The sequence below is a fragment of the Bradyrhizobium sp. LVM 105 genome (assembly GCF_003957705.1).
Classification (GTDB): Bacteria; Pseudomonadota; Alphaproteobacteria; order Rhizobiales; family Xanthobacteraceae; genus Bradyrhizobium; species Bradyrhizobium frederickii.
Genome location: NZ_QZMV01000006.1, coordinates 361298 through 384421, shown reverse-complemented (window position 1 = coordinate 384421; position 23124 = coordinate 361298). Strand labels below are relative to the sequence as shown.

The 23124-nt window shown below is 65.3% G+C and carries 27 protein-coding genes; 15 read left to right on the top strand and 12 right to left on the bottom strand.

Going from position 1 to position 23124, the window contains the following annotated elements:
- Nucleotides 1-62: 62 nt before the first annotated feature.
- Entirely contained in the window at nucleotides 63-422 is a 360-nt protein-coding gene (locus D6B98_RS20190; protein ID WP_126258683.1) for a EutQ-related cupin domain-containing protein, read from the bottom strand.
- 181 nt (nucleotides 423-603) lie between these two features.
- On the opposite strand from D6B98_RS20190, the gene D6B98_RS20185 reads away from it, so the two are divergent.
- Both D6B98_RS20185 and D6B98_RS20180 read left to right on the top strand, forming a co-directional pair.
- Complete coding sequence (locus D6B98_RS20185; protein WP_126258682.1) at nucleotides 604-1266, top strand: SRPBCC family protein; 663 nt, start codon at nucleotides 604-606, stop codon at nucleotides 1264-1266.
- Nucleotides 1266-1628, top strand: a complete 363-nt coding sequence (locus D6B98_RS20180; protein ID WP_126258681.1) for an ArsR/SmtB family transcription factor — start codon at nucleotides 1266-1268, stop codon at nucleotides 1626-1628. The genes D6B98_RS20185 and D6B98_RS20180 overlap by 1 nt, the downstream gene beginning before the upstream one ends.
- Before the next feature lie 31 nt (nucleotides 1629-1659).
- Here the strand turns inward: D6B98_RS20180 and D6B98_RS20175 are convergent, their stop codons facing one another.
- Nucleotides 1660-2541, bottom strand: coding sequence for a LysR family transcriptional regulator (locus tag D6B98_RS20175; protein WP_164718731.1), 882 nt, complete (start codon nucleotides 2539-2541; stop codon nucleotides 1660-1662).
- A 152-nt stretch (nucleotides 2542-2693) separates the two neighbouring features.
- Between D6B98_RS20175 and D6B98_RS20170 the strand changes: the two genes are divergently transcribed.
- A complete protein-coding gene (locus tag D6B98_RS20170; RefSeq protein WP_126258679.1) occupies nucleotides 2694-3347 on the top strand; it encodes a hydrolase in 654 nt (217 codons plus the stop codon).
- Nucleotides 3348-3524: 177 nt separating this feature from the next.
- Here D6B98_RS20170 and D6B98_RS20165 read toward each other — a convergent pair whose 3' ends face one another.
- Nucleotides 3525-4022, bottom strand: a complete 498-nt coding sequence (locus tag D6B98_RS20165; protein ID WP_126258678.1) for a peptide deformylase — start codon at nucleotides 4020-4022, stop codon at nucleotides 3525-3527.
- 79 nt (nucleotides 4023-4101) lie between these two features.
- On the opposite strand from D6B98_RS20165, the gene D6B98_RS20160 reads away from it, so the two are divergent.
- Entirely contained in the window at nucleotides 4102-4686 is a 585-nt protein-coding gene (locus tag D6B98_RS20160) for a TetR/AcrR family transcriptional regulator (RefSeq protein ID WP_126258677.1), read from the top strand.
- A gap of 88 nt (nucleotides 4687-4774) precedes the next feature.
- Complete coding sequence (locus tag D6B98_RS20155) at nucleotides 4775-5353, top strand: DUF308 domain-containing protein (protein WP_126258676.1); 579 nt, start codon at nucleotides 4775-4777, stop codon at nucleotides 5351-5353.
- An 18-nt stretch (nucleotides 5354-5371) separates the two neighbouring features.
- On the opposite strand, the gene D6B98_RS20150 is transcribed toward D6B98_RS20155, so the two are convergent.
- The gene (locus D6B98_RS20150) at nucleotides 5372-5833 is read right to left on the bottom strand and encodes a cupin domain-containing protein (RefSeq protein WP_126258675.1); all 462 of its coding nucleotides are present in this window, start codon (nucleotides 5831-5833) and stop codon (nucleotides 5372-5374) included.
- Between the two features lie 436 nt (nucleotides 5834-6269).
- On the opposite strand from D6B98_RS20150, the gene D6B98_RS20145 reads away from it, so the two are divergent.
- Entirely contained in the window at nucleotides 6270-7490 is a 1221-nt protein-coding gene (locus D6B98_RS20145) for an MFS transporter (RefSeq protein ID WP_126258674.1), read from the top strand.
- Between the two features lie 21 nt (nucleotides 7491-7511).
- Here D6B98_RS20145 and D6B98_RS20140 read toward each other — a convergent pair whose 3' ends face one another.
- A complete protein-coding gene (locus tag D6B98_RS20140; RefSeq protein WP_126258673.1) occupies nucleotides 7512-7898 on the bottom strand; it encodes an ester cyclase in 387 nt (128 codons plus the stop codon).
- 16 nt (nucleotides 7899-7914) lie between these two features.
- Nucleotides 7915-8805 carry a LysR family transcriptional regulator gene (locus tag D6B98_RS20135; protein ID WP_126258672.1) on the bottom strand — a complete coding sequence of 297 codons (891 nt, stop codon included), beginning with the start codon at nucleotides 8803-8805 and terminating at the stop codon, nucleotides 7915-7917.
- 103 nt (nucleotides 8806-8908) lie between these two features.
- Here D6B98_RS20135 and D6B98_RS20130 point away from each other — a divergent pair, with 103 nt between their 5' ends.
- Nucleotides 8909-9634: an SDR family oxidoreductase gene (locus D6B98_RS20130; RefSeq protein ID WP_126258671.1), complete on the top strand. Its 726-nt coding sequence runs from the start codon at nucleotides 8909-8911 to the stop codon at nucleotides 9632-9634.
- A gap of 15 nt (nucleotides 9635-9649) precedes the next feature.
- Here D6B98_RS20130 and D6B98_RS20125 read toward each other — a convergent pair whose 3' ends face one another.
- Nucleotides 9650-10522: a bifunctional helix-turn-helix transcriptional regulator/GNAT family N-acetyltransferase gene (locus D6B98_RS20125; RefSeq protein ID WP_126258670.1), complete on the bottom strand. Its 873-nt coding sequence runs from the start codon at nucleotides 10520-10522 to the stop codon at nucleotides 9650-9652.
- Nucleotides 10523-10752: 230 nt separating this feature from the next.
- Here D6B98_RS20125 and D6B98_RS20120 point away from each other — a divergent pair, with 230 nt between their 5' ends.
- The 4 genes from D6B98_RS20120 (at nucleotide 10753) to D6B98_RS20105 (ending at nucleotide 14920) form a co-directional block, all read left to right on the top strand.
- Complete coding sequence (locus D6B98_RS20120) at nucleotides 10753-12417, top strand: acetolactate synthase large subunit (RefSeq protein ID WP_126258669.1); 1665 nt, start codon at nucleotides 10753-10755, stop codon at nucleotides 12415-12417.
- 204 nt (nucleotides 12418-12621) lie between these two features.
- Nucleotides 12622-12969 carry a Lin0512 family protein gene (locus D6B98_RS20115; protein WP_126258668.1) on the top strand — a complete coding sequence of 116 codons (348 nt, stop codon included), beginning with the start codon at nucleotides 12622-12624 and terminating at the stop codon, nucleotides 12967-12969.
- 4 nt (nucleotides 12970-12973) lie between these two features.
- The gene (locus D6B98_RS20110; protein ID WP_164718730.1) at nucleotides 12974-13666 is read left to right on the top strand and encodes a GNAT family N-acetyltransferase; all 693 of its coding nucleotides are present in this window, start codon (nucleotides 12974-12976) and stop codon (nucleotides 13664-13666) included.
- Between the two features lie 69 nt (nucleotides 13667-13735).
- Entirely contained in the window at nucleotides 13736-14920 is a 1185-nt protein-coding gene (locus D6B98_RS20105) for a serine hydrolase domain-containing protein (RefSeq protein ID WP_126258666.1), read from the top strand.
- A 71-nt stretch (nucleotides 14921-14991) separates the two neighbouring features.
- On the opposite strand, the gene D6B98_RS20100 is transcribed toward D6B98_RS20105, so the two are convergent.
- Both D6B98_RS20100 and D6B98_RS20095 read right to left on the bottom strand, forming a co-directional pair.
- Nucleotides 14992-16332 (bottom strand): RtcB family protein, encoded by a 1341-nt coding sequence (locus D6B98_RS20100; RefSeq protein ID WP_126258665.1) that lies wholly within the window; start codon nucleotides 16330-16332, stop codon nucleotides 14992-14994.
- Nucleotides 16333-16444: 112 nt separating this feature from the next.
- On the bottom strand, nucleotides 16445-17770 hold the full coding sequence (locus tag D6B98_RS20095) for a TROVE domain-containing protein (RefSeq protein WP_126258664.1): 1326 nt from the start codon (nucleotides 17768-17770) through the stop codon (nucleotides 16445-16447).
- 1209 nt (nucleotides 17771-18979) lie between these two features.
- Between D6B98_RS20095 and D6B98_RS20090 the strand changes: the two genes are divergently transcribed.
- Nucleotides 18980-19645 (top strand): DUF429 domain-containing protein, encoded by a 666-nt coding sequence (locus tag D6B98_RS20090; RefSeq protein WP_126258663.1) that lies wholly within the window; start codon nucleotides 18980-18982, stop codon nucleotides 19643-19645.
- A gap of 5 nt (nucleotides 19646-19650) precedes the next feature.
- Here the strand turns inward: D6B98_RS20090 and D6B98_RS20085 are convergent, their stop codons facing one another.
- Complete coding sequence (locus tag D6B98_RS20085; RefSeq protein WP_126258662.1) at nucleotides 19651-19863, bottom strand: hypothetical protein; 213 nt, start codon at nucleotides 19861-19863, stop codon at nucleotides 19651-19653.
- 152 nt (nucleotides 19864-20015) lie between these two features.
- On the opposite strand from D6B98_RS20085, the gene D6B98_RS39995 reads away from it, so the two are divergent.
- The 3 genes from D6B98_RS39995 to D6B98_RS20075 all read left to right on the top strand — a co-directional run bounded on the left by D6B98_RS39995 (nucleotide 20016) and on the right by D6B98_RS20075 (nucleotide 21746).
- On the top strand, nucleotides 20016-20162 hold the full coding sequence (locus D6B98_RS39995) for a hypothetical protein (protein WP_164718729.1): 147 nt from the start codon (nucleotides 20016-20018) through the stop codon (nucleotides 20160-20162).
- Between the two features lie 121 nt (nucleotides 20163-20283).
- On the top strand, nucleotides 20284-20973 hold the full coding sequence (locus D6B98_RS20080; protein ID WP_126258661.1) for a glutathione S-transferase family protein: 690 nt from the start codon (nucleotides 20284-20286) through the stop codon (nucleotides 20971-20973).
- A gap of 164 nt (nucleotides 20974-21137) precedes the next feature.
- The gene (locus D6B98_RS20075) at nucleotides 21138-21746 is read left to right on the top strand and encodes a cysteine hydrolase family protein (RefSeq protein ID WP_126258660.1); all 609 of its coding nucleotides are present in this window, start codon (nucleotides 21138-21140) and stop codon (nucleotides 21744-21746) included.
- Nucleotides 21747-21758: 12 nt separating this feature from the next.
- Here the strand turns inward: D6B98_RS20075 and D6B98_RS20070 are convergent, their stop codons facing one another.
- Both D6B98_RS20070 and D6B98_RS20065 read right to left on the bottom strand, forming a co-directional pair.
- Nucleotides 21759-22931 (bottom strand): DUF305 domain-containing protein, encoded by a 1173-nt coding sequence (locus D6B98_RS20070; RefSeq protein ID WP_126258659.1) that lies wholly within the window; start codon nucleotides 22929-22931, stop codon nucleotides 21759-21761.
- A complete protein-coding gene (locus D6B98_RS20065) occupies nucleotides 22928-23113 on the bottom strand; it encodes a CsbD family protein (protein WP_126258658.1) in 186 nt (61 codons plus the stop codon). Before D6B98_RS20065 ends, D6B98_RS20070 begins: the two co-directional genes overlap by 4 nt.
- Nucleotides 23114-23124 lie beyond the last annotated feature (11 nt).

The window sequence follows — 23124 nt, the reverse complement described above, 5'->3', positions numbered from 1 at the left end:
CCGGGCGACGACGAGCTTGCCAAAGCCGCAACATCGGTCGAGCAGGTCGTGCCAGTCACCGGCTAAGCCGCCTCGTCGTCCGCCTCCTGCCAATGCGGATAGGTGACGTAAGCGGTGACGGCGCCTTGCTCGTGCGAGCGGATGGTGACCGTCTCGCCCTTCGGCATGTAGACGATCTCGTGGGGACCTGCGGTGACGGTGCTGCCTTGGCTCATGACCGACAGTTTGCCCTCGAGGACGATCATGACGTCGTCGACCTTGATCGTCTCTTCGAGAGTCTGGTTCGGTGCGTAGCGGCCGAAGCCGATGGTGACTGGGCCTCCGTGGCGCTGGTCGATCACATTGCCGGCGAAGATCTCGCCGTCCTGTCCCGGCGAGCGTTCGAGCGAGGCGTCGGAGATGGCGAATTTGCGAACTTTCATGAATTCCTACCGTGTAATCCAGCCCGGCGGGTGGGTGGGAACCCATAGACGTTTGAGCAGGTGTTTGGTTCGCATCGCCTCGCGAGGCGGTTTGACGCAGCGCGGCGGCTCAATATAAGTATTGACTTATATTAGTGTGGCTCGATATTCCTGCTTGAATGAAACGACAGGAAGGCATGCCATGCAGATCGATGTCGCGAGAGTTCTGGGCCTTGTCACGCGTTCGGTGACGAATTTCGAGAAGGACGGAAAACCTGCAAGTGCCGTGACGCTGACGCGGCTCTACGACACCAGCGTCGACGATCTCTGGGACGCCGTGACCAGCAAAGAGCGCATTCCACGCTGGTTCGCGGCGGTCGAGGGCGACCTCCAGCTCGGCGGGCGGTACCAGGTCAAGGGCAATGCGGGCGGCACCATCACGGCATGCACGCCGCCGACCCATTTCGCCGCCACCTGGGAATTCGGCGGCGCGACGAGTTGGATCGACGTCAAGCTGTCGGCAGAACGAAGTCAGGCGCGCTTGACGCTTGAGCACACCGCGATCATCGAGGATCATTGGAATCAGTTCGGTCCAGGTGCGGTGGGCATCGGTTGGGACCTCGCTCTCGCGGGGCTCGAGCGCTATCTTGCGACCGGCGCATCGGTCGACCACGAGACGGCCGAGGCCTGGATGGTCTCGCCCGAGGGCAAGGACTTCATGACGACCAGCGGCGAGCATTGGCGTGCAGCGCATGTCGTAAGCGGGGTCGACCCGGACGAGGCGAAGCAGCGCTCGGACCGCACCATCGCCTTCTATCGCGGCGAGATGCCGCCGGACATCGCCCATCCCGGCACGGGAAGCTGATGCACGTCTTCGAGGTCCTCGCCGATCCCGTGCGCCGTCGCATCATCGAGCTGCTCGCGCCCGGGGAGATGGCGTCCGGCGAGGTCGTCGCTGCGATCGGCGCCGAGTTCGGCATCACCCAGGCGGCCGTCTCGCAGCATCTCAAGGTGCTGCGCGAGAGCGGCTTTGCGACCGTTCGCGCGGAGGCGCAGAGGCGCCTCTATTCGGTCGACATTGCCGGGCTTCGCGCGGTGGATGCGTGGATCGGTCAGTTCCGGAACTTCTGGGAGCCGAAGCTGGACGCGCTGGCAACCGAGATCGCGCGCGGCAAACGTGAGCGTCGCAACGCGCCGCTCACCAAAAAGAGCGGGAAAAGAGCTTGAGGTGATCGCGAACTGGGAGTGAGGAGCGAGGTTACGCGGGCTGCGGAGCCGGCTCGCAATACTCGATCAGCAACTCGGTGAGGACCCGTATCTTGCGTGCGGGATGCTGGCCCGGCGGGCGGATCACGTATGCACCCGCCGGAGCCGGGGGATATCGTGTCATGACCGGCACAAGCGCGCCCGAGGTTACGTATTCATGGGTGAGCCTGTCGGGAAGATAGGCGATCCCAAGTCCTGCCAGCGCAGCGAAAACCAGAGCTGTGCCGTTGTCGGCCTTGAAGCGACCCTGCGGACGCACCGCGAGGATCTTGTCGCCATCCATGAGTTGCCACACTTCGGTTCCCTGCATGAGGGCTTCATGGGCGAGGAGTGCCTCTGGCGATTCAGGCGACCCATGGGCCTTGATGTAGTCCGGGCTCGCGACAAGCTTCCCATAGACAGGTCCGACGCGTCTTGCGATCAGATTGGAGTCCTGAAGATGGCCAACTCGTATCGCGCAATCATATCCTTCCGCGATGAGATCGACGAAGCGATCGCTGTAGCAGGTTTGGATCTGAAGATGGGGATGGCGCCGGGCCATCTCCGCAAGGATGGGAGCGAAGTGGATCGGGCCGAAAGAAAGCGGCACTGCAACTCGCAAGCGGCCGCGCAAGTCTCCGGCGGGTAGCACTGCCTCCCGCGCTGCGTCGATCTCGGCGCTGACTCTGGCGGCATGGTCTCGGAAAGTGACGCCGGCTTCAGTGAGCGCAGCCCCGCGGGTCGTTCTTGCAAGCAGTTGGACGCCAAGTTCCGCTTCAAGCCGCAGCAGCCGACGACTGACGATCGATTTGGCGACGCCCAGCCGGGCCGCGGCGGACGAAATTCCCCCAGCGTCGGCAATTTCGACGAACGTCCGTATTTCTTCGATATCCAACTCAGCGTTCCTCATTCCGCGACACGGTGTCCCTCACCGCGACACTACCGTATCGCGTTTGGGAACACCAATCTTGGCGTCGGTTACGTCGCTGCTGGCGTACGTCTTTCTAAAAACCAGTGCCGCTCACAACGGCAGTAAAGGATGCAACGATGACTTTTCGTAACGGCCTTGCTTCGCTTCTTCGTCCCGAAGACTCCGTGCTCGTTCTGATCGACCACCAGCCTTACCAGCTTGCGAACGTGAACAGCCATGAACCGCAGATGGTGATCAACAACACCGCCGGTCTGGCCAAGGCCGCCAAAGCCTTCGGCGTCCCCACGATCCTCACCACGGTGATCGCTGAACGGGGTGGTCTCCTTTTCCCTCAGATCACGGACGTTTTCCCCGGCCAGGAAGTCATCGACCGGACGTTCATCAACACCTGGGAGGATCGAAAGGTGGTGGACGCAGTCAAGGCAACGGGCCGCAAGCAGCTCATCATTGCTGGCCTGTGGACCGAAATTTGCGTTGCGATGCCGGCGATTCAGGCTCGTGGCGAAGGCTGGGATGTAACGGTGATCACCGACGCCTCTGGCGCCGTTTCGGTGGAGGCCCACCAGGTCGCAATCCAGCGCATGATCGCGGCGGGCGTGAATATGATGACCTGGCTGGCGCTCGCGGCCGAATGGCAGCGCGACTGGGCTCGGGCCGATCAAGCTGCCGCGCTGACGAAGGTGATCACCCAACATGCCGGCGGTAGCGGCATCGCGTATCTGTGGGAGCAGCAGCTGCTCAACACGCCTGTCCCCGCCGGCGCCCGATGATCTGAGCGTGTGAGGGTTCAACTGCATCGCTCCGAAAGAGCGGGTGCATCTCGAAGCTCGTCACGCCCTCTCAACGAACACGCCATGGATTTGCCAGCGGCTTGCGCGGGGAGCGCAGGCCGCTGGCGTAGTCCATCCGCCTGGCCTCTGGCGCTGGTGGATGGCTTCGCTGCCCTCTCAAGGTCGCGACATCTTCTCGTACTTCTTCACCAGCCGCTCCCGCTTCAGCCGCGACAGCCGCTGGAGCCAGAACATGCCGTCGAGCTGGTCGATCTCGTGCTGGTGGCACACCGCGCGCAGGCCGTAGGATTCCTCGTGTTGCATATTGCCATCGAGATCCTGATAGCTGATCCGCACCCGCGCATGGCGCTGCACCTCGTCGTTGACCCCGGGCATCGAGACGCTGCCCTCGCGGTGCAGGATCATCTCGGGGGAGGCCCATGTGATTTCCGGATTGACGTAAGTGCGCGCGCCGTCCTTGGCGTCGAGCTCCAGCACCACGAGCCGCAAGGGCACGCCGATATGCGGCGCGGTGATGCCGATGCCGGGCGCGGCGCGCATGGTCTCCAAGAGGTCGGCTGCCAGCTCGCGCAGTCCATCATCGAAGGCGGTGACGGGGCGGGCCGGGAGCGCGAGCCGGCGGTCGGGATAGCGCACGATCGGTCGGATGGTCATGCAGGCTCCTACCACTCGCTCACGGATCATTGAAGCATCCGAGGTTGACGACCTACCTACTGGAAGGTAGCTAGACGTCATGACCATTGTTTCCTCGACCGCCGACGACATTCTTGCCTGCGCCCGCACGCTGATCATCGCGGGTGGCTATAACGGCTTCAGTTACGCCGACATCGCCGATGTCGTGGGCATCCGCAAGCCGAGCATCCATCACCATTTCGCCAGCAAGGTCGACCTGGTCCGCACCCTCGTGTCGCGCTATCGCGAGGAGGCCCAGGCGGGGTTGTCGGCGCTCGAACGCAATGTCGCCGACCCCGCCGACCAGCTCAGAAACTACGTGGGGTATTGGGAGGCATGCATCAAGGACGCAACGGCTCCCTTCTGCGTGTGTGCGCTCCTGGCCAGCGAGCTTCCGATCCTGCCTGAGGAGGTGGCGCTCGAAGTCCGCGCGCACTTCCGCTTCCTGGCATCCTGGCTGACATTGGTCATGGAACGCGGCAAGCGGCAAGGACGGCTCCATCTCGCCAGCACGGCACGGGTCGAGGCGGAGGGATTCATGGCGACGGTTCACGGCGCGATGCTGTCGGCGCGCGCTTATGGCGATCCAAAGATGTTCGGAACCATCATCCGGCCGCTGCTGGACCGGCTTTCAACCAGGCACTGACGAGGTCGACACAGGCCAGTGCCGGTCAGGACGGCACAACGCTTCCGCGTCGTACGCAAACTACCAACTAGTAGGTAAGGAGAAGGAAATGAAGAATCGTGAGATCGCTTTGGAGGCGGCCGACCAGGCGCAATGGCTGAAGCAATACTACTTCCTGCGTGCCGCGTTTTCCGTCGCCTGGGTCATCGCGGCCTTCGTGATCGCGCCATCGTCCGCGGTGATCGCAGCGGCGCTGCTTGTCGTCTATCCGGCCTGGGACGCTGCCGCCAACTATCTCGACGCGCTCTCCAGCGGCGGCTTGAACCAGAACCGCACGCAGGGCCTGAACGTGCTGGTCAGTCTGGCGACCACCATCGCGGTCATCCTGGCCCTGCAGGTGAGCATGAACTGGGTGCTCGGAATCTTCGGGGCCTGGGCGATCCTGTCCGGACTGCTCCAACTCGGCACGGCCGTGCGCCGTTGGAAGCGTTTCGGCGCGCAATGGGCCATGGTGCTCAGTGGTGGCCAGTCGGCGCTGGCGGGCGGCTTCTTCATCTTTCAGGCCTCGATGCCAGCGGTGCCATCGATCGCGAATGTGGCGGGCTACGCTGCGGTCGGCGCGCTCTACTTCCTCGTCTCGGCGGTCTGGCTCACCGTCAGCACGTGGCGCCGCAGCGCGGCCATGTGAGGCGTTGCTCCAGACGCTTCACGCGTCCGGATAGGGCGTGCCGTCCTTGTGCAGGAAGCGGCCGTCGGATGCCGGGCTCATCATGTCGATGTCGGAGCAGGTGATGAGGTCGGCTTGCGAGCGCGAGCCGACCTCGAGATAGACAGCCGTCGCGTTCGACCTGTTGATCATATGATGGCCGTTGCCGCTTGCCTTGGGGAAGGCCGCGCAGTCGCCGGCGCGCAGCAGGGTTTCGCCGCCATCCTCGATCAGCGTCACCTCGCCTTCGAGGATATAGACGAACTCGTCCTCGTGCGAATGCCAGTGCCGCTGGCTCGACCAGCCGCCCGGCGGCAGGCGCATCAGGTTGACCCCGAAATCCGACAAGCCCGCGGCATCGCCGAGCCGCTGCCGGATGCGCTCGGCACAGGGAGCATCGAATGGGGCGGGGTAGCCGGAGCCCTTGCGGGCCGGCACGCCGGCAATGTCGATCTTTGGCATGGAGGGGTCTCTTGCAATTTCAGGCACTGATGATGGGGCGGATGGTCATGATGTAATTGGCGTCGGCAACTAAGCCCACACCGGCGGCGACCCGATTGAATCACCCCGCAACGCGGCAGTTCGAAACTTGACCGAACCCGACGGCCGTCGTGCGCACAAGGCCGTGAACCAGGGCGTTGTGCCCGGCGATGCCGGCGGGATGATGCCACGACGCCGCTGTTTTGCCCGACGAGTCAACTCGCGGGCTCGCCTCGCAAGCCGCCGGCGGCCCATTTCGCCCGCTCATTAAGTCCTTGATCCCGCAGAGGCCGGCTACTGTGCATGGGGTTGTTTTCGCGATTCGTGTTGGCGGGCTGCGCAAAAACTTGCGTGATGCTGTCGGCCGGTGCAGTTCCCATTCGTCTTCCACCCGGACAAGACCTGACGGGAGACCACCATGAACTCTGCCAATTATCGCTGGGTGATCGTCGCCGCCGGCGGCCTGCTCGGCTGCGTCGCGATCGGCGGCATGTTTTCGCTGCCGGTGTTCCTGCAGCCGATCGCCAAGGACACCGGCTGGTCGGTGACCGGCATCTCCAGCGCGATGACGATCGGCTTTCTGGCGATGGCCTTCACCAGCATGGCCTGGGGCACGCTGTCGGACCGGTTCGGGCCGCTGCCGGTGGTGCTGACGGGATCGACCGTGCTGACGCTCAGCCTGTTCGCCGCGAGCCACGCGACCTCGCTGCTGGTGTTCCAGATCGTGTTCGGCCTTCTGACCGGCGCGTCCTGCGCGGCGATCTTCGCGCCGATGATGGCGACCGTCACCGGCTGGTTCGACACAAATCGCAGCCTCGCGGTGTCGCTGGTGTCGGCCGGCATGGGCATGGCGCCGATGACGATGTCGCCGTTCGCGGCCTGGCTCATCTCCAGCCACGATTGGCGGACCTCGATGCAGATCGTGGCGCTGGTGGTCGGCGCGATCATGATCCCGGTCTCGTTCCTAGTGCGCCGTCCGCCGGCGCTCGCGCAGGCCGTGGCCGCTCCGATCGGCGAGGGGGCTGCGCAGAGCGAGCTATCGGTGAGCGAGGCGCTGCGCTCGCCGCAATTCATGATCCTGCTCGCGACCAATTTCTTCTGCTGCGCCACCCATTCCGGCCCGATCATCCACACCGTCAGCTATGCCGTGAGCTGCGGCATTCCGCTGATCGCGGCGGTGACGATCTACAGCATCGAGGGGCTTGCCGGCCTCGGCGGCCGCATCGCCTTCGGCCTGATGGGCGACCGGTTCGGCGCCAAGCGTGTGCTGGTGTCGGGCCTGCTGCTCCAGGCGTTCGGCGCGCTGGCCTACGTCTTCGCGAATCAGCTCGCGACCTTCTACGCGGTCGGCGCGATCTTCGGCTTCATCTATGCCGGCACCATGCCGCTCTACGCCGTGCTCATCCGCGAGAACTTTCCGCTCAAGATGATGGGCACGGTGATCGGCGGCACGGCGATGGCCGGCAGCCTCGGCATGGCCACCGGCCCGCTCGCCGGCGGCCTGATCTACGACGCGTTCTCCAGCTACGCCTGGCTCTATATCGCCTCCTGGGCGATGGGCCTCGGCGCGTTCCTGATGGCGATGACGTTCAGGCCCTTCGCAAAGCCGCAAGGGCAGGTGGCGCCGGCAGCGGCGTGAGTTCCGGATCGAGGCGTGGCGTCAGAGCTGCGCCTCGATCGCGGCCTTGTCGATCACCGACCAGACCTGCCGGATCTTTCCGTCGCGAAGCTCGTAGAACACGTTCTCGCAGAAGGACACGCGCTTTCCATTGACCGCAAGACCCAGAAATGCCCCGGCTGGCGTGCAATCAAACTTCAGTCGGGCGGCGATGCGGGGAGGATCGGAGATCAGCATCTCGACGTGGAACTGCAGGTCTGGGATCTCCCGAACGTCCCGTTCCAGCATCGCGCGATAGCCGGCCAGCCCAAGGGGCCGCGCGTTGTGGACGACCTCCTCATGCACGAATTGTCCGAGGGCCGGCCAGTCCCGCCGATTGAGACAGCCGATGTAGTCGCGATAGATGGCGGCAAGCTCGTCCCTGGTCATGGCAGGTTCCTTCGGCTCAGGTGCGCCGCTGCACGTGCTCGATCAGCGCGCGCAGCTTCGGCGCGACGTTGCGGCGGCTCGGGTAGTAGAGATAGAAGCCGGCGAAGAACGGGCAATAGTCTTCCAGGATCGGCGCCAGCTCACCGCGTTCGATCGCGGGACGGAAGCTCGCCTCCATTCCGAACGTGATGCCGGCGCCCGCCACCGCGAGCTTGATCATCAGTGCCATGTCGTTGGTCGTGATGTCAGGAGCGACCGCGACGCTGAACTCCCTGCCGTCTTCCGCAAATTCCCAGCGATAGGGAGCGACGGTCGGCGCAGGACGCCAGCCGATGCAGCGAAACGATGCAAGCTCGGACGGGTGCGCCGGCACGCCGAAACGGTCGCGAAAGGTAGGAGCGCAGACCGCAAGCTGGCGCTCCTTGCCGGCGATCGGCACCGCGATCATGTCCTGCTCGATGACTTCACCGAGCCGGACTCCGGCGTCGAAGCCCGCAGCGACGATGTCGAATTCCGCGTCGGTCACGGTGACGTCGAGCTGGACCTCCGGATTGGCCTCAGCGAAGGCCGCAAGAAACGGCCCCGAGAGAAAATGCTCGGCGATCGAGGAGACCGCAAGGCGCAGCACCCCGCGCGGCCGCCCTCGCAGCGCTTCAGTGTTGCCGAGCGCGGCGCGCATGTCGGCGAGGGCGGGGGCGACCTCCGCGTGCAGCCGCTCACCGGCCTCGGTGAGGCCGACGCTGCGCGTGGTGCGCTGGACCAGTGCGATTCCGAGATTTTCCTCCAGCCGTTGGATGGTCTGGCTCACGGCCGAGCGGGTCACGCCGAGCCGGTCGGCCGCGGCACGAAAACTCCGCTCCTCGGCGACCAGCGCAAAGACGGCGAGAGCGTTGAGATCGGGTTCCATTGGTTAGATATGCTTGCCGTGCTGGTTAGAGATCGTCGTCTTATCACGACAGCGGCCCGGGTCCATCTTCCACGCCATCAATCCGAACGCGAGGAAGGACCTCATGCCAATCGACAAAGTCATTCTCATCACCGGCGCCTCAAGTGGGATCGGCGCGGGCATCGCGCGCGAATTGGCGAGAGGCGGCGCAAAGCTCCTGCTTGGGGCGCGTCGCGTCGATCGTCTCAAGGATCTCGCGGCCGAGCTGAAGGCGGCGGGCGGGACGGCGCTCGCGCATCCGCTCGACGTGACCGATCGTGCGAGCGTTGCAGCCTTTGCAGACGCCGCGCGCGGGGTGTGGGGCCGCGTCGACGTGATCGTCAACAATGCCGGCGTGATGCCGCTGTCGCTGATGGCCTCTCTCAAGGTCGAGGAATGGGACCGGATGGTCGACGTCAACATCAAGGGCGTGCTCTACGGCATAGCGGCCGTGCTGCCGGAAATGGTCGCGCGCGGCTCCGGCCATGTGATCAACATCGCTTCGATCGGGGCACTGAGCGTATCGCCGACCGCGGCGGTCTACTGCGCGACCAAGCATGCAGTGCGGGCGATCTCGGACGGCCTGCGTCAGGAGCACGACAACATCCGCGTCACCTGCATCCATCCCGGCGTGGTGGAGAGCGAGCTCGCGGGCACCATCACCGATCCCGCAGCGGCCGAAGCGATGAAGACCTATCGCGCCATCGCGCTTCAGCCGGATGCGATCGCACGCGCGGTGCGCTTTGCGATCGAGCAGCCCGATGACGTCGACGTCAACGAGATTGTCGTGCGCCCGACGCGGACGACGTGATCCCCTCTCGCGGCGTCACAGCCGCTTTTCGAAGAACAGGTCCGGATAGGGATCGTCGTTAAAGCGGGGGATCTCGCGCCAGCCCGTGCTGCGATAGAGCTGACCGGCTTCGGGCAGCGCGCTGTTGGTGTCGAGCCGCAGCAGCGCGATGCCGAGCTCGCGCGCGGCATCCTCGGCCGCTTCCATCAGCCGCCGGCCGAGCCGCAAGCCGCGTGCGGAGGGAGCGACCCACAGACGCTTGATCTCGGCGTAGCCGTGATCGGTTCCCTTCAAGCCGACGCAGCCGATCGGCAGCGTGTCCGACATCGCGACGATGAAGGTGCCGCGCGGGCGGCGCATGTCCTTGGCGTCAGGATCGCGCGACTGCGAGACGTCGAAGCCTCGGCTGAAGCGGCGGCCGAGCTCGGCATAATACTCGCCGAGGCAGTGGCGCGCTTCCTCGGATCGTGGATCCATCTCGTCCAACGCGATCCGCTCGCGCGTCAGGGTAGAGGCGATCAGGTCCATCGCCACCAGCAGCGCCTCGCGTTGTGAATGCCGCGCGAGGAAGCCTTCGGCCTGCGCGTTCGACAGCGCCTCATAGGCGGCGAACTCGCGCCGGCCTGAACGCGTCAAGGTCGCGACGCGCCGGCGCGCATCGTCGTGGTGCGCGTCGGTCTCGACCAGCCCTTCTTCCTCGAGGCTGCGCAGCAGGCGGCTCATCAATCCGGAATCGAGACCGAGATAATCGCGGATCTCCGCCACGTCCGAACGTCCGGCCCCGATCGCGTTGAGCACGCGCGCCGCACCGAGCGGGCGGCCGCGGCCCAGGAAGGAGGTATCGAGCGCGCCGACCGCCGAAGTGACGGCGCGGTTGAAGCGGCGAACGCGCGAGATCGGGTCCAGCATGATATCTGACTATAGTCAGAGATATTGGCTTGTCAATCGCGGGGGGAGATCTGGCAGCCGGCCGCCGCGATGAAGCGTGGAGGAAGCCGCTGGTCCGTACCGCCTCGTTGCGCGCGCCATGACGAGGTCGATCCGGCCGCGCCTTTCTTTGTGAGTTGTGCCGAAGCCGCGAGCCGCTACGATGTGCCGACTGCCGTGGAACACGGCAGCGAGCATAGGTGGGAGGCGGCATGAGTGGGCAGGAACGCAAGACGAAAGGTTCGGACCTGTTTGTCGCCGCGCTGGAGAACGAGGGCGTCGATCGCATCTTCGGTGTCCCCGGCGAGGAGAATCTCGATCTGGTGGAATCGCTTCGCACCTCCAAAATCGAGCTGGTTCTGACCCGCCACGAGCAGGCCGCCGCCTTCATGGCCGCCACCCATGGCCGGCTGACCGGCAAGCCCGGTGTCTGTCTGTCGACGCTCGGCCCGGGTGCGCTCAACCTGTCCACCGGTGCGGCCTATGCGCATCTCGGCGCGATGCCGATGATCCTGATTACCGGCCAGAAGCCGATCATGAGCAGCCGGCAGGCGCGCTTTCAGATCGTGGACGTGGTCGCGACCATGAAGCCGCTGACGAAGCTGTCGCGGCAGATCGTCAGCGCCTCCAGCATTCCGACGGTGGTGCGCGACGCCTTTCGCGTCGCGATGGAGGAGCGGCCCGGGCCGGTGCATCTCGAGCTGCCTGAGGACATCGCAGGGGACGAAGTGCCTGCCGTGCCCGTGATTCCGGTCCATCCGATCGAGATCCCGGTCGCCCATCGCGCCGCGCTCGACCGTGCCGCCGGGATGATCTTGGCCGCCAAGCGCCCGCTGGTGATGATGGGCGCGGCAACCAGCCGGCCGCGATCGACCCACGGCATCGCAAGCTTCGTGCGGCGCACCGGCATTCCGTTCTTCACGACGCAGATGGGCAAAGGCACCGTGCCCGGCGGCACCAATCTCTACATGGGCACCGCCGCGCTGTCGGAGCGCGACTACGTGCATGACGCCATCGACGCCGCCGACCTGATCGTCGCGATCGGTCATGACCCGATCGAGAAGCCGCCCTTCATCATGGGCCCGTCGGGGCCGAAGGTCATTCACGTCAGCTATACCTCGGCCAGCGTCGAGCAGGTCTATTTTCCGGACGCCGAGGTGGTGGGCGATGTCGGCCCGAGCCTGGAGCTGCTCGCCGACCGGCTCGAAGGCAAGCTGCCGCAGGCTGCGGCGCTGCTGCCGTTGCGCGAGGAAATCCTCGCACACATCGCCGACCGCGCCACCGAGTCGCGCTGGCCGCCGACGCCGCAGCGGATCGTGCACGACATCCGCCAGGTGATCCCCGAGAACGGCATCGTCGCGCTCGACAACGGCATGTACAAGATCTGGTTCGCGCGCAACTACCGCACCCGCGTCGCCAACACGCTGCTGCTCGACAATGCGCTGGCGACCATGGGCGCCGGACTGCCGTCGGCGATGATGGCCGCGATGCTCTATCCTGATCGCCGCGTGCTCGCGGTCGCCGGCGATGGCGGCTTCATGATGAACAGCCAGGAGATGGAGACCGCCGTCCGCCTCAAGCTCAATCTGGTCGTCCTGGTGCTGGAGGACAACGCCTACGGCATGATCCGCTGGAAGCAGGCCGTCGATCGTTTCGCCGATTACGGCATGACCTTCGGCAACCCGGACTTTGCGCTTTACGCGAGGGCTTATGGGGCGAGGGGGCATCGCATCGCGAGCATCGACAGTTTTGCTCCGACGCTCGACGCCGCCTTCAAGGAGGGCGGCCTGCATCTGGTCTCGATCCCGATCGACTATTCGGAGAATGTGCGTGTGTTGGTCGATGAGCTGCGCGCGCATGAAAAGGCGAAGGCGTGATTGATGTTCGTGGCTCTCACCTCGTCATTGCGAGCGCAGCGAAGCAATCCGGACTGCGTCCGCGGAAAGATCCTGGATTGCTTCGCTGCGCTCGCAATGACGGAGGTCTGGGCGGGTACGTCCAGCCTGCATGAGGGGCGCACTTGCCTCGCGCTCTCCGATCACCCACACTCGCAACCACCAAATCAACCACAGGAATATGAAATGACCCGCGTTCGTTGTGTCACCGAGATGGGCATGGGCGTCGACGTCCACGGCAGGGACGCCACCAAGGCGGCGAAGCGGGCGGTGTCGGACGCGATCCGGCATTCCAGCCTCGGCTTCTTCCGGATGATCGGCAAGACCGCGAACGACATGTTCGTTGACGTCACGATCGGCGTCCCCAACCCTGAGGCGGTGGACAAGGACGCCGTCGCCAGGGAGCTGCCTTACGGCACCGTGACCGTCACCGCGGTCAGGGGTGGGCTGGAGATCCCCTCGGCCACGGAAGTGGCCAACGACCCCATCCTCATCGCCAACGCCGCCGTCATCGTCAGCTTCGACAAGGATTAGACCGGTGTCCGACAGCGATGAGGCGCTGCTGGATCGTCCGATCTGGAGCGCGTTGACGACGAGCCAGAAGCATCTGGCCGAGGGCGGCCCGCGGGCGCTGCGCTATCCCGTGGACATGACGCCGTTCGCGGACATGGCCGACATGTCCGCGGCGAGCTTTGCCGCGCTTCGCGATCTCCTGTCGGGCACGCAGGTCGCCGCGCTGTTCACGCCGGAGCCAGTCGACATGCCCTCAGGGTTCAAGGTCGTGCTGGCCGAGACTGGCGAGCAGATGATCGGCTCGCCGGCCGACAGCCCGCTTCGCGATGCCGAGATCGTCACGCTGGGTGCTGCCGACGTTTCCGCGATGATGGCGCTGACGGAGCTGACCAAGCCCGGCCCGTTCGCGCCGCGCACCCATGAGCTCGGCACGTTCCTCGGCATCCGCGCCGGCGGCGAGCTGGTTGCGATGACGGGCGAGCGGATGAAGCCGGGCAAGTTCGTCGAGATGACGGCCGTCTGTGTGCATCCCGATTATCGCGGGCGCGGCTATGCACAGGCGCTGCTCGCAGCGGTCGCACGGCGGATCGAGGCACGTGGCGAGATTCCGTTCCTGCACGTGTTTTCCAACAATACGTCCGCGATTGCCCTGTACCAGCGGCAGGGCATGCGGATCCGGCGTCGGCTGTACGTCACAGTGCTGATGAAACAGGGATGAGCTGCGCGGTGGGCTTCATATCCCGCGAATTCGCGCTATATCGATGCCAACAACAATTGGGGGGAATACATGGACGCCAGGACATCTGATTTTTCCGCCGCGCGGACGGCGATGCAGCGCTACGTCGATCAGGAGATCATTCCGGGCGCATCCTGGGCCGTGCTGCGCGGGCGCGAGGTGGTCGACCAGCAATGCGTCGGCTTTGCCGACCGCGAGGCCAACACCGCGCTGCGGCCCGATCATATCTTCCGCGCGTTCTCCAACACCAAGATCTTCGTCACGTCCGCGATCATGCTGCTGGTCGAGGAAGGCCGCATCGGGCTCGATGATCCGGTCGAGACATTCCTGCCGCAGCTCGACAATCGCATGGTGCTCAAGCCGGGCGCTTCGAGCCTTGCCGATGTCGAGCCGGCAAAGAGCCCGATCACGATCCGCCAGCTCCTGACCCACACTTCCGGTCTCAGCTACGGCATCTTCGATCCCGGCACGGTGCTGTTCAAGGGCTACAATGATGCGCGCGTGCTCAATCCGCTGACGCCGCTCTCCGATATGATCGACAAGCTGGCCGATCTGCCGCTGTCCTATCATCCCGGTACGGCGTGGGAATATTCCGTTGCCACCGACGTGCTCGGCCGCGTCGTGGAGGTCGTCTCGGGTAAATCCCTCGATGCCTTCCTCAAGGCGCGCATCTTCGATCCCCTGGGCATGACCGACACCGGCTTCTACGTTCCCGAGGCACAGCAGGGCAGGCTGGTCGCGCTCTACAATGGTGCCGACGTGCTCGACCCCATGAAGCCGGGCCTGACGCGCGCGGACAATCTGCCGTTTCCGCAAGCCTATCGGCGGCCGTTCCCGCGGCTCTCGGGCGGCGGCGGCCTGGTCTCGACCCTGCCGGACATGCTCGCGCTGGTCCGCGCGCTGCTGCCCGGTTCGGATGCCCTGCTGAAGCCGGAGACGCTGCGGCAGATGATGACGAACCAGCTGCCCGCGGGGCAGACCATCCGCTTCGCCACTCTCGGGCCGATCCCCGGCAAGGGCTTTGGTCTCGGCGGCGCCGTCACCTTCGCGCCGACGCCGTTCGATCCGCCGAACTCGACCGGTGAATTCCAGTGGGGCGGCCTTGCCGGCACCCATTGGTGGATCTGCCCTGAGGCCAACACCGCCGGCGTGTTGATGGCGCAGCGCTACATGGGCTTCTGGAATCCGTTCTTCTTCGAGTTCAAGCGCCTGGCCTATCAGGCCGTCGGAGGCTGACGAAGCGGGCGGTCTCGCTTAAGATGAAACGAAACGAGCGGGAGGCACCGCCTCCCGCCCGCGGTTTCGCGTCAATCCTTCCACGGATCGAATTCGCCTTCGCCGGCCATGGCGACGGCGAATGGCCGCAGCGTGTGCAGCACCTTCACGGTGCCGGCGTGCTGCGCCAGCACGTCCGGCAGGCGGCGATAGGCCATCGGGCTCTCGTCGAGGTCGGCACCGATCAAGGTGACGCCGCGCTCGTTGAGCCAGCGGTCCATCTCCGCGCGCGAGAAGCGCCGCTTCGCCTCCCGTCGTCCGAACAGGCGGCCAGCGCCGTGCACGGTCGAGTACAGCGAGGCCTTGGCTTCCGCGCTGTCGACACCTTCGAGGATGACGGCGTCGTCGCCCATCGAGCCGCCGACGAATCCCTTCTGGCCGGGAAACGCCGGCGTGGCGCCCTTGCGCACCACCCACAGATCCTTGCCGTCGTGGGTCTCACGCCAGGCATAATTGTGGTGGTTGTGCACGCTCTCGGTGACGCTGCCGCCGATGATCTGGCGGACGCGCTCGACGACCCACTCGCGGCCCGCATAGGCGTAACGCCCGGCGAGCTGCATCGCCGCGATGTAGCGGCGACCGAGCTCGCTGTCCTCGTCGACCACGGCGGGCGGGACGTTCATGCCGTCCTTGCCGCCGGCGGCCTTGAGGTAGCGCGTCGCGGAGGTGTGGCCGAGACCGCGGCTGCCGAAGTGGACGCCGATCCAGACGAAGCCTTCCTCGTCGCGCATGAGGTCGACATAATGGTTGCCCGATCCGACCGTGCCGAGCTGGCTCACCGCCTTCTGACGGTAGGCCTCCATGTCGCTCTCGCGCCAGGCATCGCCGTCGTCGAACAGGTCGTGCTCGGCCCGTTCGGCATTGGCACGTCCCACGCCGAACGAGATCGTCCTGGCGACGTCGCGGATGATCGTGGGCACGAGGCCCGCGATGTCGTCGAAGCGCGTATCGAGCCGGGCCGCCATGTTGCCGCAGCCGATGTCGAAGCCGACGCCGGAGATGCTGATCTGCTTCTCATAGGCAATGACGCCGCCGACCGGTTGTGCATAGCCGAGATGGCCGTCGGCGCAGATCACGCCGGAGACGACGTTGCCGACCGCCATGCAGTTGCGCATCTGCGCGATCGTCGCGTCCTCGTGCGGACCGAACACCTTCAGCGGCGCATTCTGGAAGCGGGCGTCCTGCATTCGGAACTCGGCGATCGAGCTCGCGATTGCATTGGCCTCGCGGGCCAGATGCTCCTTGCGCGCGGCGTCCTTGTACAGGCACCAGGCCGGCTGGCCGCGTCCTTCGCCGACGCGCGAGTCGGGATCGACACCGGCGGCGAGGCAGAGCTCGCGGGCGCGTTCCATGTAGGGATCGGGTCGTCGCATGATCGTAGTCCTTGTCATTCCGCTCGCACCATAACGGGCCGGCGGATCATTTCCGAGAGTTCTGAAGCCCCGGGCGCAGTTCTTGCGTCCGGGGCCGTTGTCGTTGTGCGCATCAGTGCAACGCCGTCTCCGACGCCGCGATCCACGCGACCACGGCCTCAGAGAAGCCGTTGACGCGGGTCCAGGCGCCGTGGCCGACACCGTGCTGATACGAGGCCACGTTGACCATGGTGCCGCGCGCCCTGGGCTCGGGCACCTGGTCGTGGCTCTGCTCGTCGGTGAAGACGATCAGGCGATCGCCCTTGCGGTCGATCTCCGTCACGGCCTTGCCGAGATAGGTCCCGCCATGCGGCTGCGAGTTGATGATCGCATCCCTCAGCGCGAAGCCGCGGCGGGGCGGGACCTTCGCGACCTCGTTGGAGAAGGTGAAGATCTCGACCTCGTCGCAGATCTCGCGCGCGAGGATGGCAAGGCCGCACGCCGCCTCCGCGCGCGTCATTTCCGACTGCGCGGAGAGGGTTGCGAACATCGAGCCCGAGACGTCGATCAGGAGCCGCGTCCGGCCCGGAAGCCGCACGTGGTCCTTGACCGACTTGAGCATCGCAGCCTCGAGCTCGGGCTCGAAGTCCGGCGCATAGCGCGCCGCCGTGATGAAGCGGTAGGGAAGGATACGATCCGTCCGCATCGCCTCGATCGCGCCTGCGATGGTCTCGCGCGGGACCTGCGCAGTCTGCATCAGCCGCAGATTGCGCAGCAGCGCGAGGCCGCCGAGCTTTCGCTCGGCGATCAGCCGCTCGAAGGTCTCGCGCTTGTTCTTGCCGGCCGACAGGGAAACCTCCCAGGTGTCGGGAGAGGCGAGCTCGCCGTCGACGAGCTGCTTCCACACCTTCTCCTGCTCGGCGTCCCTCGGCTTGGCGTGGACCAGGAACAGCACGTCCCTGATCCGCACCGCGCCGTCGCGATCCCACTTGGCGAGCTGGTAGGCGTCGAACTTGGTCAGCGCGCGGGCAAGACCCTTCTTGACCTGCGCCGAGACCGGCTGACGCTTGCGCTGCTGCTGAGGGCCGAGCGCATCCGCCCAGTAGATCGCGAGCAGCTCCGTCATCTCGTCGGGCCGCTGGATCACCCGGACGAGCGTGTCGGCAACGAGCGCACGGTGCTTCTCGCTCCGCGCCATCTCGCGGATGACCAGCAGCGGCGCGTGCCGCAGCTTCATCACCTCGCGCGCCTCGATCGCGAGCTGCGCGACCCTGGCGGGCGCGACCTTGGGCACGAGCGCCTTGATGCGATCGGCGATCGCAACGCCGTCCTCATAGAACTGATCCTCCCACAGGAGGCAGTTCATCAGCGCGCGCTTCAGCTCCATCTCGGGCGTGAAGCGCACGGCGCGCGCGCCCTCCCGCGTGAAGGCGCGAACGATCTTGTTGAGCCTGACCATGATGGCCTCCTCTTGGGTTGATGGGGACGTGGAAACGGTGCCGGGGAACAAGCGAGGCTGCTCTGCCCACGAGGGGCTCCACATGCTCTACCGCTGAGCTACGGACTTTCGTCCGGAAGGAGTCGAACCTTCGACAGTGTGATTCACGAAGTAACAGCGCTCTTCACCACCGGCGGTGGCTAAGGGGACACGATCCGGGAACAGGCGATTCTGTGACCCGGCAAGCGACAGCTTGCCGGAAAGCGCTCTGGCCACTGAGCTACCGGTGCATGGTACACCGGGCGGGATTCGAACCCGCGACCTCTCGCGTGATAAGCGAAGTAACAGAAATCTTCACCACGGACCGTGATGGGTTGGCGGGGAACGATCGATGCTGTTGCTGCCCTTGCGGGCCAACCGCCTTTCGGCGCACAGGAGTCGAACCTGCTCGGCGCTCTCGCGCCTTTACCACGAAGTAACAGACATCTTCACCACCGCCAGGCCGATGCTTTCGCACCGGCCGTTGAGGGGTACGCTGGGGAACGGGCGATATCGGCTTCAGTGACGACAACACAGGACCGTCCTTGCGGATGGACCTGCGCCGGGCCGCGTGCGTACCTTTTCCGAGGCCGCATCCCGGTGCGTGTGTCAAAGGCGGGAGGCATACCCGCTTTGCCGTGTGGAGAAGTATCCGACATCTTCACCACCAGCGTCGGTTGAGCCGCGATGAAAGCGGCAAACCGAGTTACAAAAATTCTATCGCGGCGCTGTCGACGCGCCGCATCTTGCGAACCCTAAGGGTTCGCTCTGCCATCGGTGTCCGGCTCATCGCCTCGTTCCCTCCGGCAGGCCCCGCGCACTTGGGCACGCGCCTTCTCAGCGCGAGCCCCGGGATCCGGGTCTCCCGTTCCGGCCGATGCCGGGTTGTTCGGTTGGGCCGCGCGGCGGGCAATAAAAAACCCTCCGGAGCGGCAGGCTCGGGAGGGTCCGTGAGAAGCGGACGATCGATCTTGCGGTCAGGCAAGATCGCTCCCATGAGCCGGGCATGCGCAGTCGAATAGCTTTGGGCTATTCGGCATGCGGACAATTCTTTCGTAGCGGTTCAGCATCGCTCGGTTCATGGTGTCTGTCGCAAACGGAAGTGCTTGCGAGGGCGCGGGACATACGCCGGCAACTTGCGGATGTCAAGCGATGGGTCGCTAAGGAAATTGAAAATGACGGACGCATGAGGTGCCGAACTATCTCGGCCTCGATGGATTTCGTTTCGGCTGGGTCGCGGCCTGGATCGACGAGCGCGGCGATCACGGCTTCGATTATTCACCTCGCCTGACGCGCCTGCTCGCGCTGCCGCATGCGCGCGCGATGATCGACATGCCGATCGGATTGAATCCGAGCGGCTATCGCGCTTGCGATCTGCGCGCACGCGAGCTGATCGGCCCTGCCGTGTTTCTCGGTGCGCGCCGCGACCTCTGGACATTCCCGGACATGGCCGCGGCCAATCGCCATTACTGGACGCACGAGGGCAAGGGCAGGGGCGTGTCGGCGCAACTCTGGAATATCAGGGACAAGATCAGAGAGGTCGACGAGGTCATAACGCCGGCGCGGCAGGCGACGATCGGCGAAGCGCATCCGGAATTGGTGTTCTGGAATTTGGCAGGGCGCCTGCAGCTCGCGCCGAAGACGTCGCAGCTAGGCCGCGAGCAGCGCGTTGCGCTGCTGAGAGATCGCGGCTTCAGCAAGGTCGAAAGATGGCTGACGCTTCGCCACGGCACCGGCATCGGTCGCGACGATCTCATCGATGCCTGTGCCTGCGCGGTCGCAGCGCGCGACAGCATGCAGCGCGTCGGTGGCGAAGACATCGATCCGCGCGGCTTGCGGATGGAGATCAACTATTGAACCGATCAATTCTGCCGATCGCCTGTGCCGGCGGAGCGGCTGCGCTCGTGACGGTCCGGCTTCGAGGAGCCATCTTCGTCGGCCAATTGTGCTGCTCGCGCCTCGTAGACATCGGCCATGGCCCGTAACCGCCGCGCGGCTTCGCGATGGGCGAGATCGTCCGCAACGCGGCGACAGCGCTGTGCGTGGTCGAGCAGGGCGCGCTTCTCGATGTTCATCCCGTCACAACGCGCAGAGCTGCTCGATGGTCCCTAAAAACATCGCAGGGGCTCTCTGCGGAGGCGGGAAAAACTGGCAAAATTTTCGGTCGACGTCGGAACGCGGCACGTGAGCTTGGCGTTTAGGCCGAAGGAGTTGAGGGACAAATGCCATGTACGATGTCTGCCAATGGGCGACCGCGACGCTCGCGGCTGCCTTCACGGCTGCGCTGCTGATCACGGGGCAAGGGTTCATCCAGTATCGACTGCAGCACGAAACCATGACCCCGGTCGTCAAGATCGCAACGCTGCCGCCTTAGTCGCTTCAACGGCACTACCGATCTTCCTCTTCCCCCGCGATCTTCCAGACGATTGGTCGGCCTTGCGTCGTTCGTCCGCTCGCCTAGACTGGGCGGCATCTCACGAACAGCCGGAGTGCCGATGTCTGATCTATCCGCTTTTCCCATCACCAAGCGCTGGCCGGCCAGGCATCCCGAGCTGCTTCAGCTCTACTCCCTGCCGACGCCGAACGGCGTCAAGGTCTCGATCATGCTGGAGGAGATCGGACTTCCCTACGAGGCGCATCGGGTCGACTTCGACAAGAACGACCAGAGGACGCCTGAATTCCTCTCGCTCAATCCGAACGGCAAGATTCCGGCGATCCTCGATCCCAACGGTCCGGGCGGCAGGCCGCTGCCGCTGTTCGAGTCCGGGGCGATCCTGCAATACCTCGCGGAGAAGACCGGCAAGCTGCTGCCTGAGGACCCCGCGCGCCGCTACCAGACCATCCAGTGGCTGCATTTTCAGATGGGCGGCGTCGGGCCGATGTTCGGCCAGGTCGGCTTCTTCCACAAATTCGCCGGCAAGGATTTCGAGGACAAGCGGCCCCGCGACCGCTACGTCGCCGAAGCCAGGCGCCTGCTCGGCGTGATGGACGCGCATCTTTCCGGCCGGCAATGGTTCATGGATGACGACTACACCATCGCCGACATCTCCATGCTCGGCTGGGTGCGCAATCTCATCGGCTTCTATGGCGCCGGCGATCTGGTCGAGTTCACCCAGTTCAAATCGGTCGGTGCCTGGCTCGAGCGGGGCCTCGCGCGTCCGGCGGTGCAGCGTGGGTATGCCTGAGCCCGCGCACTCCAAAGACCTCCCGGCCGGGCGATGGCATATCCGGGCCTCATCTGCGGGATCACCGACCGCATCCATGCGGAACGATGGCCGTCGGAATCGCATTTGCAGTCAGTGAGCCCGCCGCGGACGTGCCGCGGCCATGCGTTCGCCGGTGGAGGACCATGAGAAACAGCGCGTCGGACGTCGCCGAGGTCAGGGATGCCGTTCACCTCTGCATCGACATGCAGAACATCTTCGCGCCCGGCGGTCTGTGGGCGACACCTTGGATGGAGCGCGTCCTGCCGACGATCGCCTCGATCGTTGCGCGTTATCAGACCAGAACGATCTTCACGCGCTTCATCACGCCGCAGGATCCGGAAGACCGTGCCGGGCAATGGCAGAACTATTTTCGCCGCTGGCACCAGGCCACCCGCAGGCATCTTCCGCCATCCGCGCTCGAGCTCGTGCCAGCCCTGAGCAAGTTCGTTCCGCCCGCTGCAATGATCGACAAGCCGGCCTATTCCGCCTTCAGCAATCCCGGCCTCGCGGTCCGGCTGGTCGAGAAGAAGGTCGGCACGGTGGTGATCTCGGGCGCCGAGACCGACGTCTGCGTGCTTTCGACGGTCCTCAGCGCCGTCGATTTCGGCTTCAGGGTCGTGATCGTCGAGGACGCGCTGTGCAGCTCCTCCGACGTCGGGCACGACGCGCTCATGACGATGTACCGCACCCGCTTCCACGGTCAGGTCGACCTGATGACCGCGGAGGAGCTGACCGAGTTCTGGCGCGAGTAGGGTGCTATCAGCTCAATTGACGTTGTCGCCGAACATGTTGCGGAACGCGGTGGCGACGGCTGCAACGCCGTCCATGCCGTGCATCAGCGCGATCTCGCCTTGCTGCTCGTGGCGAATGGCATGCGCCATGACGCGCAGGCGCAGATCGCCGCGGCTCTGCCACATCCGGTCGGCCATTTTCACCGCGCCGGCATGATGCCTGCTCATGGCCTCGACAAAGGCCGCATCGAATTGATCGGGCGGTGCGATCTTGACCGCTCGCATCTCGGCCGGCGTCAAGTAGCCGGGCATGGCAGCGCGTTCCTCCGTGCTGCAGTCGGGCATCTCGGTGTCGAACCAGCTCAGCCACCAGTTCTCGAAAATCCTGCTCTCGCCGGCCTGGCTCGCGACCATCAGCATCGCAAGCTTGCGCAGATGCGGGTCCTGGGCGCGCTCTGCGCCGATCCGCGCAAGCTCGATGCCCTGGGCGTGATGCGCGGTCATGTGACGGATATAGGTTTGGTCCGCATCCCTGTCGCGGCCCATCCACGGCGGCTCGTAGCCGTGGCTGCCGAACAATGCGGTCGCGCCGAGCAGCACCGTCACCGCCACCGCGCCGGTGGCCCAGGCGTTGGTGAAGCGGATGTCGCGCGCCGGCGCATGGCCGCGCCTCCAGCGCAGCCGGGCGAACAGGGGATACATCACGGCGGAAGAGGTATGGACCAGAAGTCCGATCCAGTAGGGCTGTTGCAGCGTGAACAGCGGCTGCCAGAACGGAAACAGCGGCACCAAGACGAACCATTCCACGCTCGAGGTGAATGCCGCCCACGGCAGCGCGAGCAGCAGGATCGTTCGCGGCCGCAAGTCCGCGGTCCAGCGCCCGAGCACGCCGAAGAACACCAGCGCCCAGGAGAAGTCCGCCCATTGATGAAAGGCAATGCCGGCGAGGATCGCGCTCCACGACGGCTCGGCACTGAGCGCCCAGTCGCGCGCGGGAATTGCGGCGACCGTCATCCAGTCGACCGCGGCGTCGCGGCCGATGCGGGCGGCGAACAATTGGCTGACGAGCGTCGAGAACGTGCTGCTGATCAGGCCGAGCTCGGCGGCGGCGATCCAGCGTGAGCGTCGTTGCCGCGCGAGCCGCGACGCGCCTCCGCCAGCGTACCGTGCCGTATCGGAGAGCGTTGGTCGCGGTTTCGCGTTCACGTCAGCTGCTTGAGCTGCTTCAGTGGATTGAGCTCGCTCGGCTGGTCCTGTTCGTCGCGCCCGCGCTCGGCTTGCGCCTTGCCGTCATCGTGGAGATCCTGGTCGCCGACGATCTCGCCGACGGCCTGCCTGGTCTTGCCGGCGATCCGTTGCCGAAGACCCTTCGTCTTGGTCTTGCTCATGAGCTGCCTCC